This window comes from Nitrososphaera viennensis EN76, assembly GCF_000698785.1.
In the GTDB taxonomy this organism is placed as follows: domain Archaea; phylum Thermoproteota; class Nitrososphaeria; order Nitrososphaerales; family Nitrososphaeraceae; genus Nitrososphaera; species Nitrososphaera viennensis.
This window is the reverse complement of record NZ_CP007536.1, coordinates 842385-856809: the sequence shown is the minus strand read 5'-3', so window position 1 is coordinate 856809 and position 14425 is coordinate 842385. Positions and strand designations below refer to the sequence as shown.

General features: G+C 53.8%; 18 protein-coding genes. 5 read left to right on the top strand and 13 right to left on the bottom strand.

The annotated features are described in order from the left end of the window. Positions 1-32 precede the first annotated feature (32 nt). Positions 33-1910, top strand: coding sequence for an acetate--CoA ligase (acs, locus tag NVIE_RS04920; protein ID WP_075055997.1), 1878 nt, complete (start codon positions 33-35; stop codon positions 1908-1910). On the opposite strand, the gene NVIE_RS04915 is transcribed toward acs, so the two are convergent. Next, on the bottom strand, positions 1907-2356 hold the full coding sequence (locus NVIE_RS04915) for a pyridoxamine 5'-phosphate oxidase family protein (RefSeq protein ID WP_075054295.1): 450 nt from the start codon (positions 2354-2356) through the stop codon (positions 1907-1909). The two genes, acs and NVIE_RS04915, sit on opposite strands and share 4 nt — an antisense overlap. Before the next feature lie 202 nt (positions 2357-2558). Here NVIE_RS04915 and NVIE_RS04910 point away from each other — a divergent pair, with 202 nt between their 5' ends. After that, positions 2559-2945, top strand: coding sequence for a hypothetical protein (locus NVIE_RS04910; RefSeq protein WP_075054294.1), 387 nt, complete (start codon positions 2559-2561; stop codon positions 2943-2945). Between the two features lie 93 nt (positions 2946-3038). Here the strand turns inward: NVIE_RS04910 and NVIE_RS04905 are convergent, their stop codons facing one another. Beyond that, entirely contained in the window at positions 3039-3986 is a 948-nt protein-coding gene (locus NVIE_RS04905) for a Gfo/Idh/MocA family protein (protein WP_075054293.1), read from the bottom strand. A gap of 165 nt (positions 3987-4151) precedes the next feature. Between NVIE_RS04905 and NVIE_RS04900 the strand changes: the two genes are divergently transcribed. The 3 genes from NVIE_RS04900 to NVIE_RS04890 all read left to right on the top strand — a co-directional run bounded on the left by NVIE_RS04900 (position 4152) and on the right by NVIE_RS04890 (position 6043). Further along, positions 4152-4865, top strand: a complete 714-nt coding sequence (locus NVIE_RS04900) for an A24 family peptidase C-terminal domain-containing protein (protein ID WP_144239513.1) — start codon at positions 4152-4154, stop codon at positions 4863-4865. Positions 4866-4908: 43 nt separating this feature from the next. Further along, the gene (locus NVIE_RS15295) at positions 4909-5073 is read left to right on the top strand and encodes a hypothetical protein (protein WP_158435100.1); all 165 of its coding nucleotides are present in this window, start codon (positions 4909-4911) and stop codon (positions 5071-5073) included. Positions 5074-5281: 208 nt separating this feature from the next. Then, positions 5282-6043 carry a TrmB family transcriptional regulator gene (locus NVIE_RS04890; protein ID WP_158435099.1) on the top strand — a complete coding sequence of 254 codons (762 nt, stop codon included), beginning with the start codon at positions 5282-5284 and terminating at the stop codon, positions 6041-6043. 24 nt (positions 6044-6067) lie between these two features. Here the strand turns inward: NVIE_RS04890 and NVIE_RS04885 are convergent, their stop codons facing one another. The 11 genes from NVIE_RS04885 to NVIE_RS04835 all read right to left on the bottom strand — a co-directional run bounded on the left by NVIE_RS04885 (position 6068) and on the right by NVIE_RS04835 (position 14346). Beyond that, positions 6068-6463, bottom strand: coding sequence for a hypothetical protein (locus NVIE_RS04885; protein WP_144239512.1), 396 nt, complete (start codon positions 6461-6463; stop codon positions 6068-6070). Between the two features lie 169 nt (positions 6464-6632). Then, entirely contained in the window at positions 6633-7454 is an 822-nt protein-coding gene (locus NVIE_RS04880) for an MASE3 domain-containing protein (protein ID WP_075054288.1), read from the bottom strand. A gap of 16 nt (positions 7455-7470) precedes the next feature. After that, positions 7471-8223, bottom strand: coding sequence for an RAD55 family ATPase (locus tag NVIE_RS04875; RefSeq protein WP_075055996.1), 753 nt, complete (start codon positions 8221-8223; stop codon positions 7471-7473). A gap of 4 nt (positions 8224-8227) precedes the next feature. Beyond that, positions 8228-8518 (bottom strand): hypothetical protein, encoded by a 291-nt coding sequence (locus NVIE_RS04870; protein ID WP_075054287.1) that lies wholly within the window; start codon positions 8516-8518, stop codon positions 8228-8230. After that, entirely contained in the window at positions 8515-8799 is a 285-nt protein-coding gene (locus NVIE_RS04865) for a NitrOD5 domain-containing protein (protein ID WP_075054286.1), read from the bottom strand. Before NVIE_RS04865 ends, NVIE_RS04870 begins: the two co-directional genes overlap by 4 nt. Positions 8800-8914: 115 nt before the next feature. Then, positions 8915-10417 (bottom strand): type II secretion system F family protein, encoded by a 1503-nt coding sequence (locus NVIE_RS04860; protein ID WP_084790627.1) that lies wholly within the window; start codon positions 10415-10417, stop codon positions 8915-8917. A 27-nt stretch (positions 10418-10444) separates the two neighbouring features. Further along, complete coding sequence (locus NVIE_RS04855) at positions 10445-11149, bottom strand: ATPase domain-containing protein (protein WP_075054285.1); 705 nt, start codon at positions 11147-11149, stop codon at positions 10445-10447. Positions 11150-11155: 6 nt separating this feature from the next. After that, positions 11156-11692: a hypothetical protein gene (locus NVIE_RS04850; RefSeq protein ID WP_144239511.1), complete on the bottom strand. Its 537-nt coding sequence runs from the start codon at positions 11690-11692 to the stop codon at positions 11156-11158. A gap of 21 nt (positions 11693-11713) precedes the next feature. Then, positions 11714-12184 carry a hypothetical protein gene (locus NVIE_RS04845; RefSeq protein ID WP_075054283.1) on the bottom strand — a complete coding sequence of 157 codons (471 nt, stop codon included), beginning with the start codon at positions 12182-12184 and terminating at the stop codon, positions 11714-11716. After that, complete coding sequence (locus NVIE_RS04840; RefSeq protein WP_144239510.1) at positions 12177-13565, bottom strand: hypothetical protein; 1389 nt, start codon at positions 13563-13565, stop codon at positions 12177-12179. The genes NVIE_RS04845 and NVIE_RS04840 overlap by 8 nt, the downstream gene beginning before the upstream one ends. An 88-nt stretch (positions 13566-13653) precedes the next feature. Beyond that, a complete protein-coding gene (locus tag NVIE_RS04835) occupies positions 13654-14346 on the bottom strand; it encodes an archaellin/type IV pilin N-terminal domain-containing protein (RefSeq protein WP_075054281.1) in 693 nt (230 codons plus the stop codon). Between the last annotated feature and the right edge of the window lie 79 nt (positions 14347-14425).

Genomic DNA, 14425 nt, shown 5'->3' with positions numbered 1-14425 from the left:
CAAGCGAAGTCAAGGTGACCGTCCGGCCCGGCATGGCGCTGGAGGATATGTCAAAAGAAGCACTTTCAGATCCCGAAAAGTTCTGGGCAGAGCAGGCCCGGGGCCTTGACTGGCACCGGCAGTGGGACCGCGTGCTTGACTGGAACCCGCCCTTTGCGCGCTGGTTTTCCGGCGGCCTGCTAAACGCCTCTGTCAACTGCCTTGACCGGCATGTCACAACAGAGACCAAGAACAAGGCCGCAATCATCTGGGAGAGCGAAAGCGGCGAGTCCCGGACGCTCACATATTTCCAGCTGTACCGCTACGTCAACAGGTTTGCAAACGTCCTCAAGGGCCTCGGCGTGCAAAAAGGCGACAGGGTCACGATATACATGCCAATGGTGCCTGAGCTCCCTGTGGCGATGCTTGCGTGCGCAAGGATCGGAGCAACTCACTCTGTGGTTTTCTCGGGCTTTAGCTCGCAGGCGCTTGTCGACAGGGTGAACGACGCGCAGTCAAAGGTAATAGTGACTGCAGACGGCGGCTTTCGCAAGGGAAAACTTGTCGACCTGAAAAGGGTGGTGGACGAGTCGCTTGCACAGACTCCCTCCGTCCAGCATGTAGTGGTGTTTCGGCGCGCAGGCAATGACGTGAGGATGGGCCCAAAGGACGTGTGGTGGCACGAAGCGATTGAAAAGGCGCCAATGTTCTGTCCGCCGGAAATGGTAGAGAGCACGCACCCGCTCTACATACTGTATACCTCTGGGACGACAGGCAAGCCAAAGGGCGTGATGCACGGAACGGCTGGCTACCTTGTGCACCTGTACGCCACTGCCAAGTGGGTTTTTGATTTCAACAAAAGCGACATATTCTTTTGCACCGCCGACATCGGCTGGGTAACAGGCCACAGCTACATCGTGTACGCGCCCCTGATGCACGGAATCACAGAGATCATGTACGATGGCGCGCCAGACTACCCGAGGCCGGACAGGTACTGGGCTGTTGCGGAAAAGCACGGCGCAACGATACTGTACACGACGCCGACTGCGCTCCGCATGTACATGAAGTACGGCGACGCGATACCAAACTCGTTTGACCTTTCGTTTCTGCGCCTGCTTGGCACGGTGGGCGAGCCGATAAACCCGGAGGTGTGGCAGTGGTACTTTACTACAATAGGCAAGGAGCGCTGCCCGATAATCGACACGTGGTGGCAGACTGAAACTGGGGGCATCATGCTCTCTGCGTGCACCGGTGTCGATTTTGTGCCCATGAAGCCCGGCTCGGCAACGTTTCCCGTGCCTGGAGTCGACGCGGTGGTAGTCGACGACAGCGGCAGTCCCGTGCCGCCGGGGACAAAGGGCTATCTTGTGGTAAGAAAGCCCTGGCCGGGGATGCTCCTTTCGCTCTGGGGCGACGACGAGAAATACAGGAAAACCTACTGGAGCAAGTTTGAAGGCGTCTATTACCCTGGAGACTATGCGCTTGTGGACAAGGATGGCTACCTGTGGCTCCTTGGCAGGGCCGACGACGTGCTAAAGGTGGCCGGCCACAGGCTCGGCACGATGGAGCTTGAAAGCGCGTTTGTAGCGCACAAGGCCATAGCAGAGGCAGCGGTGGCAAGCAGGCCGGACTCGACAAAGGGCGAGTCGATAATCGCGTTCCTTGTCGCAAAGGAAGGTGTGGCAGCGTCTGACGCGCTGCGCAAGGATATAGTGGAGCACATACGCAAGACCGTGGGGCCGATAGCGACCCCTGACGAAGTGTATTTTGTCGGCAAGCTTCCAAAGACACGCTCGGGCAAGATAATGCGCCGGCTGCTAAAGGCGATTGCAAGTGGCGACAAGATAGGCGACATCACCACGCTTGAGGACGGGGCCGCCATAGACGAAGTGAGGCATGCCTATGACGAGCTGAAAAAGGCAGTGGGCTAGAACTTCCACGTCGCCATCGTCCTTGGCGTTACCTCTACTACGCACGACTCTGAGCCCATCGCAATTATTCCCTTGGCGCTCTTGCTCTCTGTCGTGCCAAGGTACCTCATCACGTTGCGCCTTGTGACTCTGGTCGCGTATTTCGGGTCGTCAACCACCCTTGCGATGCCCCTGCCCCGGACGCCCTGCGGCGGCCCGCCTGCCGGGTTTTCGTCGACTAGGAAATAGACGCCGGGGTTCTTGCGAAGGACATCTGCCTTTCTGCCGTCCCTGTCGGTGGCAAAATAGAACCTTCCTTTGCTGTAGTAGTACCAGACGGGGTGGACCATGGCCTCTCCCTTTTCGTCAAGAAATGCTATCCTCAGCAGGTTTGGCCTTGCAAAAAGTTGCGCGACCTCTTTTCTGGATAGCGGCCTTGCATGGGGGTCGGCAAGCGTAAACCTCACATTTCGCAGTGGTGCTGATGCCTTAATTAATTAATGCTGCACCATGCATTATACCATCACTTGATTTATTAACCGCCAAGATCATTGCTCCACGTTCGACAAATGCTTATGCCCTGTCTTGGAGTGACAAAAAACCTCCTCACGCATTCTGCACGCGCCTTGCTGCAGCAGCGGCCAAATTAGAAAGATCAGGTATCATCAGATGGTTCCCCAAGACAGGTTTCTTGAATTTTGTGAAAGGATGCTCGCGCTGGATGCGTCTGTGATATTCTCCGCTCTAGTAGACCACCTTGGCGACATTGTTGCCATGACCTACCGTGAAACGCCTTTTGTTGACGAAAAAGAGGCCAAGCAATACGCAATACAGATGACCATTGTCACAATACTTTTGGCTCACTTTGAGAACCGGCTGGGCAGCATACAGTACACGGTGACGTACCACGACGGCGTTGCCCGGGTCACACTGCCCGTTGCTGCCGGGAACCAAAAATTCTTTGTCCTGCTGCTACTAGAGTCCGGATCAGATGTTGTTTCGGTGATGAAGGACAAGATATCGCCATTTGTGATGAAATCCCGGGGAATCCTTTGAAAACAATCGATGGCGTGTGGTTTCTCTTGTGTCGCTGCCGCGCATGACAGTAAAAAAAATCTTGCGTATGCATGCATGGATGGATGAATGAATTTACAGGTCGAGGCTTACAGGCTGGCCCGTGCTGCATGATCTGATGGCCGCCTCTGCGACCCTTGTGACGCTGGTCGCGTCCTGTGCAGAGACTGCAGGCGCTTCTGCCCTTCCGTCGATAAAGTCCACAAAACTCCTCAGCTCAGCCAAAAGCGGCTCCTGGAACTGCCTGCGGGGTATTATGGTGGATTCTCCCCCGTCGATCCGGACCTCCTGGGTCAAAAAGTCGCCGGCTATGATGCCGTCCGTGCAGACCGCGCTAAACGTCCTTGTTTTCTTTGGGGTGATCCAGTTTGATGCTATTATGGCCACCTTCTGGTCGTCAAACCCTAGCATTATTGTGGCAAAGTCCTCGTAGGGGTTGAACTTTCTTCCCGAGCGGGCAAACACCACTTTCGGCCTTGAGCCAAACAGGTACATGGCAGTGTCGATGTCGTGCACGGACGTGTCGTATATGATTCCCACGTCCTTTATGTGAGGCGGCATGCGGTTTTCCCTGTGGAATTCCATCATGAGCAGGTCGCCATACCTCCTGTCTGCGATTATCTTTTTGGTCTCGCGCACTGCGGGGTTGAACCGCTCGATGTAGCCTGACGTGAGGGCGACTTTGTTCCTCCTTGCCATGTCTGCCATCTCTTCGCATTCATTGGCCGAAAAAGAGAGCGGTTTTTCAACGAACGCGTGCAATCCGCTTTCCATGACTTTTCTTGCAACCTGGAAATGCGTCTTGGTCGGGGTGCATACAAGACACGCGTCAAGCTCCTTTTCTTTTTCCAGAGACAGCATTTCGTCCAGAGAAGCATAGTGCCTTGCGCCATACCTCTCTCCGACTTCTTTTGCACGGGAGCCGTCCATGTCGCATACTGCCGCAAGCGCGCCCAGCTCGTGCATGACCCTTGCGTGGTTCCTGCCCCATCCGCCGACGCCTATTACGGCAACCCTTGCCATCGTTATATGGTGGATTCTGCGCTGGTATAAGGAAAACTGCGTGTGTCGTTTTTGAAATACACACGCCATATAGCGCGTACGTCAAATCCAGTCCATGCAGGTCATTAAGAGGCAGCAGACCCGGTACCAAAAGCACCATTGTATGGTGCCGCCGACCTTGCACTAGTGCGTGTCTGCGTAGCCTTTGGCATGTTTGGAATAGCCGCGGCCATGGACATGAAGCGGCGGCACGTGGACGATCGCCTGTGGATGGCGTTTGGAGCCGTCGCGGCCGTGCTCTACTTTTTTGACTTTGCGCGGATGGACATTCCGATTGTCGCGCTCTCGATGGGCCTTGGCGGCGCGGCCTCCTATCTGCTTTACAGAACGGGGCTGTTTGGGGGAGCCGACGCCCTTGCGCTGGCAGTCTTTGCTGCCATCCTGCCGTCGTACGACGGCAGGCTTGTCCTGGAAGGCATCTCTGCAAAAGAAGCTCACTCCCTGTCGCCACTTGCGCTTCTCTCAAATGCGGCCGTGCTGTCTTTTGCACACTTGGTTATCAACATCGTGAAAAACGCGCGATACAGGGCAAGGCACCCGTCAGCACTTTTTGCCGGCATGGAAGGGGAGACGGCGGCGAGAAAGGCGCTGGCAGTCATGCTTGGGCACCACTCGAACGGTTCCGGGTTTGCTTTCTTGATGGAAAAAAACTGTGGCGGCGTCAGGAAATTTGATTTTTCGCTAAAGCCTGCAGAGGATACGCCCTTTGAATCTCGTGTGGGCGTATGGGTCATGCCTGGCATCCCCTTCCTCGTGTACATGCTTGCAGGCCTAGTGGCAATGGTATTCATCGGCGACCTTGCACGGGTCTTTCTTTCTGCCTTTGCAGGGGCCTTTTAGCGCACACACAAACATGTCTTTGCTTTTACTTGCAAACAGTGTAGTGGTAGTGCAAAGCTGCAAGTGGCTCCTCATGGAGGAAGAAGAAGGGCGATGCTGCGTGTGTGACAAAGCCGCAGAGATCTTTTATGATGGCCTGGACTATTGCGTCAAATGCTGGCAGGAAAAAATGACTGCTGCGCCTGTCCTTGGAGAGTTCTACAACTGATCCCTTCTCCGCCCCGCCGCATATTTGGCGCGTACAGGAGCCTTTCTGCACCACTCTTTTCAATCTCATGAAATGCTCAAGCTTAAATACTTTGATTTAACTTAATTAGTTCCTAAAAATGGAGCCAATATTTGGACAGATGAGCGGATTTCTGCAAAAATTTGGCACTTCAGCCTGTGATCCGTCAATTTACGCAATATATGATGAAGTGGTCGCGGGCCTCCAGGAGCTGGGCCTGAGCGTGAAGGAGGCCAAGATTCTTGTCTATCTTATAATCCGCAAGGAGTCCACCGCAGCTGACATTTCGCGCTACAACGACATTGGCCGCACAGAAATCTACAACTACATAACCGGCCTCATGCGAAAAGGAGTGGTCTTTTCCACTTTTGACAGGCCGCAGAAATACTATGCGCTTCCGCTCGAAAAGGCCCTGGACCACTTGATCGAGACACGCCGCGGGGCATTGCAGCGTCTCGCTGAATCCAAGGTCGACTACTGCAGCATGCTGGAGAGGCTGTCCTGCAGCATGTCGCTCTCGTCTGTCGAAGAGAAAGAGAGCTACCAGATACTGAGCGGGGAAAATTCCATAATCTCGACTGTCAGACGGGTGATTCTTGATGCGCGTGAGGAGATTATGCTGCTTGCCAGCGAAAAGACGTTTGCCAGTTTTTACCACACCGGCATCGTAGATGATCTGATGGGGCTGGCAAAAAAAGGCATCACGTTACGCCTGCAAACCTCGTGCAAGAATGTGCAGGACTACATCGGCACAAACCTAGGAGGCAACAACATTGTAGTGAACAGCGGAATTGAAGAAAAGATGGTGGATTTCGTGCTGGTCGACAACAAGGACATAGTAGTGATGCTGCTTGGCGGCGGCAAGTCCGACAAGGCAAAACCACACGGCTTTTACACCAACAACCTCCCGATCATCAGCGTCTTCAAGACATTCTTTGAAAATACCAAGTAAAGCGAGATGCAGCCTCTCTGCATGTCAGGCCTTCTTGGAAGCGACAAGCTGCTCTATCCTTGGATCATGGCACACAACCAGGTCCACTTGTGAGTTTTTGCAGCTATCGACTATGAGGTCCACCGACCCGTCGCACATTCCTTTCTCTGGAGAGCTAAAACAGCGATCCAGTTCTTCCACTGCCTGGGCGTCATACATGGCATAGAGCGCCTGTTCCGGGTTGTCCTTTGCAAAATTTTGTTGTTCTACAGATGACGATGATAGTAAGGAATTATTGTCGCCGGACATCGCAATAGCGGAACGGGGGACTGGCAAAGAAGAGCCGGATAGCAGGTCCTTGGCCTCGCCTGTGATGAGGAACACGGGTACGGCTACGGTGACAATAACTACCAAGGCCGCCAACCGCACCTCGTCCACCATTTCTGTATGTAAATGATTATACGAACCATTATTTAAATCTACATTTAAAGATGACATTAACTGGTAACTAACAATACCAGTATATGCGGGCACGCTTAATGCTTTTAGTCCGAAAAATGCCTCTGTAACGATAGTTGGCTGACTGATTTTACTGCTTATCTCTGCTTTGTCAGCGAGTCCTGTTGAGGCCCAGTACAAAAGTCATAAAGCCTGCAAGCAGGAAAAATCTTCCAACCCAAACCAGCGAGCTTGACGCGCCAAGGTCGAGAACCTTGTCCATGGTAAAGGACAGCTCCGAGAATGTCAAAAGCACGAAACCGATGATGAACCAAAAGAGGATCTGGCTGTTGTTGTTCTTTTTGCGGATGCTGACATAAACGGTACAGGTTACCGCAAAAAATAACAGGACGTGCAATTCTATGTACAGGGAAAAGGGGCTCCACCCGTACTGGCTGCTGTAAAGTGGCACCGAAAGGCTTTCCTGGACCGTCGAGATGTAAATTATGATGGACGCCGTGGTGACCATGATCACGGCGACCAGGATGTATGCCTTGAATTCCATGTTCTCGCGGATGCTCTTGTCTGACCGCAAGGTGCCAAGCAGGATGAAAATCGCTGCCGCAAATTCGCTTGTCCCTCTGAACAGCTCCGAAGCGCTCACGTAAGAGTCAAGGGCGACATCCAGGCTCCCGCCAGTGGTTATGGCATTTCCTATCATGCCTATGCCAAGCGTAAAGAACCCTGCAGACATCCACAGGATCCTCCTGCTATTTGTGACGTAAAACGCGTACATTTCCTGAAAGAATACTATCAGGCTCATGGCGCCAGAGGCCAGGAAAAGCACGCTGCTTGCATGGCGGCTCTCAAAATCGCCCGTAATGGCGGTTGCAATAAGGATGCCTGCAGAGGACCACGCTATTGCCAGCACGAAGACAAGCGCCTGCCATTTTCTGGAATGGGTCTGGTGGGATGATGAAAGCATTGGCGTCATCCCATTTTACCCGTGCTTAGATCCCGCCAAACGCCTTTGATACTCTTAGGGCAAAGGACTTGTGCGGGGCGCCACTCAACACTCCTTCCCACTGCTCAAACGATCCGCCGACTTCGATCCCTTTGGACGTTATCCTGATCTCCCGGAGCGTCTTTTCGTGGTCGCTTCCGCGCATCTTTAGTATCGCAACTGCGCGCCTGATGGCCGACTCGATCTCCACATACTTGAGCACGACGACCGTGTCTGCCAGGAAGCTGAGGCCGTGGTCGTAGGGCCCAAAGCCGTGCGTAGTGTCTGCCTGGGCCTCGTGCAGGAGCATCGAAGTCGCGCCCTTTGTCTTTAGATATCTTATGAGCGTGTATATCTCGTCCCTGACAGAATTCTTGCGCGAGAGCTCAAAGTAACTTATAGAGTCTATGACTATTCTCTCAGCCCGCTCGGACGAAAACTCGGAGATCATGTCCTGGTTCTGGACGAGGACGTCAGGCGACGTGGATATGACCTTGAGCCTGTTTTCTTCCTCGAGCTTTTCCAGGTTCATGCCGAGGTTTTTTGCGTCGCGGTAGATCTGGTCCGGCATCTGCTCAAACGTGACGTACACCGCATTTTCGCCGTACTTTACCACGCCGTTGTAGAGGAACTGTAGCGCCAGGTTGGTCTTGCCCGTTCCTGCCGCTCCTGTGACCAGGACGCAGTCTCCCTTCATGAACCCGCCGTTGAGCATGGCGTCAAATTCCGAAATGCCTGTCGGGGCGCGACCTTTTGCCATTTCTTCAGGCACCTCCCTGCCGGCCCAGCATGTTCTCGATCTTTGTGTCTATATCGTGGGCCCTCTTTTTGTCAAGCACGAGCACGGTTGTCTTGCCTGATGGTATCTTGATCAAGACTCCAAGGTCGACCAGCTTGTCAACGTCGTTTTCTACCTGAATCGCAGTCTGCCCTATTCTCTTGGCCACGCCTTCCATCGTGTCAATGAGGTTTGGGTTCTTTTGGAAGAGCTTCATGAGCTCGACCGTCGTGACAGACGACAGGATTATGTTGACTATATCTATGGACGTGCTCAAGCTGCCTTTACCTCCTGTAGCGCGTGGTGCTCCAAGAACCGCACGAATTCTGAATTGTGCGATGGGTTGGAACTCCTTACCTGCTTGCAGATGGCTAGCTCGAGTGAAGACGCATAGTTGCCAAAGAGCTGCTGCAAAATAGCGTGGAAGTGTTCCGGCTTATCTGGGATGTCCTCAGGCTTTAGGCCAAATTGGTTTTCAAGGTGGAACATCAGGACCTTTGACGTGTTAGGCCCGAAAATGCTGAACGTGTCAGTCACCGCGTTCATTATCTCCTTCATGACATGAATTCTACTCCTGATTTTATATCCTCAAGCAAGTCAAGCGATTTACATACACTTGAGGCAAATGAGACGCAAAAAAGCGCGGGGATATCTTGTTCTTCTTTTTTTTGCATTATGGAGCCTGGGTGGCAAGGTCGCCAAACGGGTTTGAGCCTATGATGTCGCCAAACATCTGGCCTACGAATTGCTGCACGCCAAACGATACTACTCCGCCTATGACAAGCAAGAGGCCGATGTTGAACCACATTGTCTTGTACAGCCCTCCCTGGGAGATCTTGATCACGAGCCCGTTTATGCACGCCAGGGCAACTATCATGAGCGGAAGCACAATGTTCATCATGTCCGGCGGGATGGGCTGGATGACGCTCGCCCCAAGGCTCTTGTCCAGGTGGCCGAATATGTCTGCAAAGAACTGAAAGACGCCCTTCATGAAACTCATGACTGCCACGGTCAGGACGTGCAGGATGAGGACTGTAGTCTCAAACGCCTTTGACACCTGCTGCCTCTTTTTCCTCAGGTCGTTGAACCTGGACGTAAGCTGCGCCAGCGTCTCTCCGACCTCGATCATGTTGGCCCCCTTGATCATCGAGATGGATATCACCTTGTTGCTTGCCGTGATGAGCTCGTTCCCGGTGTCTGTAGAAAAGAGTTCAAAGGCCTGCTCCATTGTTACCCTGTTCAGCACCCTGTTCAGCATGGATCTTGCATGCGTCGACAGGCCGCCAAAATCACTCTTCATCACCGTCTTGAGCGCCTGCCCGAGCGAGCCCACCGTGGCGTATATCTCTGTGAGGTGGCGTATGAACGAAGGAAACGACTCGTCCAGCTTTTTGATCCTGCCTTCAACCCTCTTGGCGACAAATCCCGGAAAGATGAGCGGGCCCCCGACGGCGCTTACGATAATCTCCCTTGAAACCTGCGGGACAAACAAGAGCGCAATGCCTATGGCCACGCTGGCGCCCACCGACGGCAAAAAGATCTTCTTGAACTGCTTCAGGTGCTCCCCGTTTTCATTCATCAGCTTGTCCTTTGGGAATATCATGTACATCATGAGGGCAAACGCCCCGAGGCCTGCTATCGTGGCAAACGCCACCACGATTATGGTTGAGCTGTCTCCGCCGCCTATCATCGACATTATCATCATGGCGGCTATCATGAAAGACGCTGTCGACATCAAGGTGGAGAACATGCCGAGAAGGAGCTTGAGCGACTCCATGCTCCTCTCGTACGCTGACGCGTAGGCGTTGACGACGGCCGCCATCTCGCTCTTTAGGAAATCGCGCAGGCTGTCTCCAAGCCTTATGACCTGCTCAAGCTTCATGAGGAACAGCTTGAACTCCTCGTTTGGAACCTGCGAGGCGACTATGCCGGCTGCCGTTGCGATGCCGTACTGCCACCTGAGGCCGAGGTTGTGGATCTCCATTACTGTCTTTGAATATATCCCGTACCCGACAGAGCCGGCGGTCTTTAACAGGTTTGAAGGCGAGATCTCGGCTGTGGAGAGGGAGAAGAGGAATGTCACAAAGTACACCAGCGTCTCGTCAAGGGTGCTTGACTTGGAGGACTGGCCGGGGAGAAAGGGCAGGATTTTTTTCAGGTCGATGGCAGTTTTCATTGTGTCTCTTTTTCTCCCTCTCTCCTGTCATGCGTTGGCCATCGATATCGGCACGATCTTGATCCCGAAGTTCTGGTCAACTTCAAAGCTGAACTGCGACGTCACCTGCGACGACGAGCCGATGAGCTTTACGACCTCCATGACCTTGACGCTCCTGCCGCTCACGATGGCGTTCTGGATCTTCAGATAGCCGTCGCACGTAGACCTTATGCGCAGCGCCACGTCCTCGCTGACGGCGCCTGGGTGGAGCGTCATGACGATGGACATGCCGTTTGAGACCAGGTACTTGCAGCGCGTGAAAAAGTCCATCACGGTGTTTGCGTCAGAGTGCATGCTGAGGACGGACAGGGAATCAATGACAGTCACGTCGTACTTTTTCAGGTTTATGCTCATGTACCTGCTCACCACCGGAAGCAGATATTTTGACAGTTTTTTGGACCAGGTTATGCCGTCGGCCTGCACCTGCAATATCGAGAGCCTGTTCTGCAGGAAGGGATGGCTGAAATCAAACGTTATCTTTTTCATCTTTGCGATGTAGTCCTTGATGTTGCTCTCTGTCGTGATGTAGAGCACCTTCAGCCTTGAATCAAGCATGCCCTTCATGAACTGCGCCGTGAGCGCGCTCTTGCCAGTGCCGTGCTCGCCCTCTATGAGCACAAGCGACGGAAGCGGGAGCCCTCCTCCAAACTGCCTGTCGACCTCCTCGTTGCTGGTAGAGACCGTGCTTATCATGTTGTGCTAGAGCGTACCTCCCTTGCCTGCAGTCACGCCGTTCTGCGTGGACACGGCCACGTAAACAACCGGGCTTGACGTGTATATGGGGTTCTGCGGCTTTATCTTGATGGTAAACTGCTCGCCGGGGTTCACCACCTGCGGGTCGACGTACGAGTCGATCGACGGGTCAAAAGAGTAGATGACCCACTGGCCTGCCGCAGGCGTGGGCGAGATGCCGCCGTACTCCAGCTCTTCGGTGGTCTTGACCCTGTTCCCGGTGACGTTGGCGTCATAGGTGGCTATCACCGTGAACTTGGAATATTCCCACAGCTTGGTGCTGCCGTCGTTGGCAAGCTCTGCGTTTATCGTAGAGCCTCCCGGTGCCAGCGACAGAGATGTGATGCTGATCTCTGTCTTTAGCTCTGCATCGTCTGACCTTGCCCTCTGGGCGATGGCACTGCTCAACGCAGTATTTCTGTCAAGTATGCCGGGTATGGCCAGCATGACGTACACCATAGTGATCATTATTATCCCGCCAGACACCGCATTGCTTATCCCCATCTCCAAGCCGCCCCCATTGTATCAGGTAGAGAACAGGTACTCGTCCGTAACCCCGTTTGGCGCCACCAGCCTTACCACGTACGTGCTGCCTGGAGAGAGGTTGCTTCCGTTGGCGATGTCTATCTGGACGGTGTCTTTGATCTGCCACTGCGTCACATTTGCGCTGTAAACCCACTTTGGATCGGACCCTGCATTGTAGGGTATCCGGGCCGTCGAGCCCACCTTGCCAAAGTATACGTCCAGCTTGTCAGTGTTGCTTACTGGGGTGCTGCCGATGTTTTTGGCCCACACCGTCACCGCCGGAGACGAGCTGTTGCCAGAGACGTACACTATTTTGATCTTTGTCAGGATCATGTCCTTCTGCGCCTCGGCAGAAATTGTAAACGACGAGTTCAAGGCACCGGTCTTGCTTATGACCATCCCCGCCAGTGAGGATGCCACGATGACCGAAGCAACCAGCATTATGCCCTCCGTGATCCCTGCGCTAACCATCCGCGCCCCTCCTGTATGCCGTTGTTCCTACGCGGCTTGCCGCGGATGATGCGCTCTTTGATGGTTTTGCCCTTGCCTTCAGCTTGGCGTACTCCAGGTCTGCCTGGGCGTCCTTGATGCCCATTATCTGGCCAAGCCTGTAGAGCCTGACCATGGCCTCATCGGCAGACATGCCGAAATCCTTCAGCATGCCTACGACCTTGTATATCGCCGCCTCGTCCTCTGCCTTGAGGCCAAACTGCCTGTACTGCTCAATAAGGGCCTCAAGCTCGTCGGGTCCCATGTCGCGCAGCATTTTGTCCAGGATCGAGACCATCGACATCAGTTTGCCGAGGGTCAGGTTGCCCTGAAAAAGCGGGTTTGCGTGGCCATTCCCGTTCCCGTTTCCATTTCCATTCCCACTTCCGCTGTCCTGCTGCTTGTAGCTTACCACTGGCATTTCGCCTCCGAGTCTTTCCGCCTGAGGGAGCAGGTGCTGGAACGCGTTCTCGACAGCTGCATGCGGCGTTCCAAGCGAGGTTCTGCCAGCATCATCCTCGTCGCCGTCATCGTCGTCCGCAAGGGGACTTTCGGCCGGAATAGTATCGATTTTTTTATCGTCGTCATTGTCATCACCATCATGAACTTCCGGTTTTTGCTCTGCTGCCGCCTGTCCTTCCTTTTTTTGGTGCTGGACCTGAGTCTTTGACGGCAGTTCAACGTGGGGCAGACCCTGAATGGGATCTGACAGGTTCTTGATGTCCATCGTCTCAAAGTACTTGCGCATGAAATTCAAGGGGTTCACCATCTCCGCCTGGAACGCCTTGAGGTCGGTCAGGGACGATTCAAACGACAGCGTGAGGTTCCGTATGTCCTCTTTCAGCTTGCTTATGTCGTCCCTGAAAGATGTCACCTCGTTCTTCATGTTGGTTACGTCGGTCACGACTTCGCCGACCTTCTTGCCCACCATGTCTTCTATCATGGTCACCATGTCTTCCATGCTGCTACTGGATGCCTGCTGCGGTGGCGGTGGCGCTGCCAGCTGCGTGCCCGCCTGCTCCTGTGCCAACAGCGTGGGAGCCGGCGCTGCGGCGGCTTCAACCTGTCCTGCGGCAGCGGGAGGAGCCGCCGCCTCTGGCTGGGCCGGGCTTGGCGCACTTGCAGCCCCGCGAGATGGCTTGAGTTTGGAGAAGATCTGAATCACGTTTTTGACGTGCGGCGGCAGCACAAAGCCGGCCGCGCCTGCTATTGCAGGACAAAACAATAGTACTGAATAAGCGGCTTTATCAGAACCCGTGATGTAGGCCGGATCAAACTTGCTGAACGCAAAGTAGTCCGGAAGCATGAAGTTAGCGGCAACGTAAAACGCTCCGGTAGCCGCACCGGCAATCGCTGCTCTCAAGCCTGTGCCGGATATCTTTAGTGGTAATTGAGATAGGTTAAATTTTAAAAAAAGGTTGGGTGGGGAGACCATTTTGTGGTCCGCTCCCTTAACCGAGGTTCAACACTGCATCGGTGATTGTTGGCACGCTTCTTACCACTGTCAGCGGTGCACCTGCCGAAACTATGATTTCGGTATTGACCGTGTCCAGTGCCGCTGGCCTGTCGCCGTTCTTGTACGCTATGGCAAGAACTGCCTGCTCTCCTGCGTCAATGATGGAGTTGCTGTTCACGTTTGCCGTGAAGTAGATGAATGCGGCAGTTGCGTTGGAGCCAGCACCTACACCCGGGACTTCGTTGATGAATCCTTGTGTCTTGGCTGCAGCAAGTGCGCTGTTGATGTCTGTGTATGTGCCTGTGGTCAGCGTTCCCTTGAAGATGTTGTCGTACGTCACGCTCTTGCTGAAGTACTTGACTGCAGTCTTTGACGCAGTGATGTCGACTGACGAGCCGCCGGATGCCAGCTTGATGGGTATCGTGAATGCATCGACCTTTGATGCAGTCGTGTTGCCCTTGCCTGTTACCTGGCCTGCGATCTCTACTGCGCTGCTTGCTTCACCAAGTCCTGACGTGATTGTGCTCTTTGCCTTCTGCGTTGTCGAAAATCCCATGTTTAGGACGACGAAAGACAGGGCTGCTGCAACGATAACGAATGCTATCAAAACTATTGCAGATTCAATGCCCACTACTCCGCGCCTATTGTTGTGTCTGTTTCCGTTTTTTGGAGTCCTTCTGACTTCCATGAGCCCTGTATAGGGGGTTGATGTTAAAACCTAGAGTATGTTCGCCATTATACTACTACCGCCGAAATGTAGCAGGCCG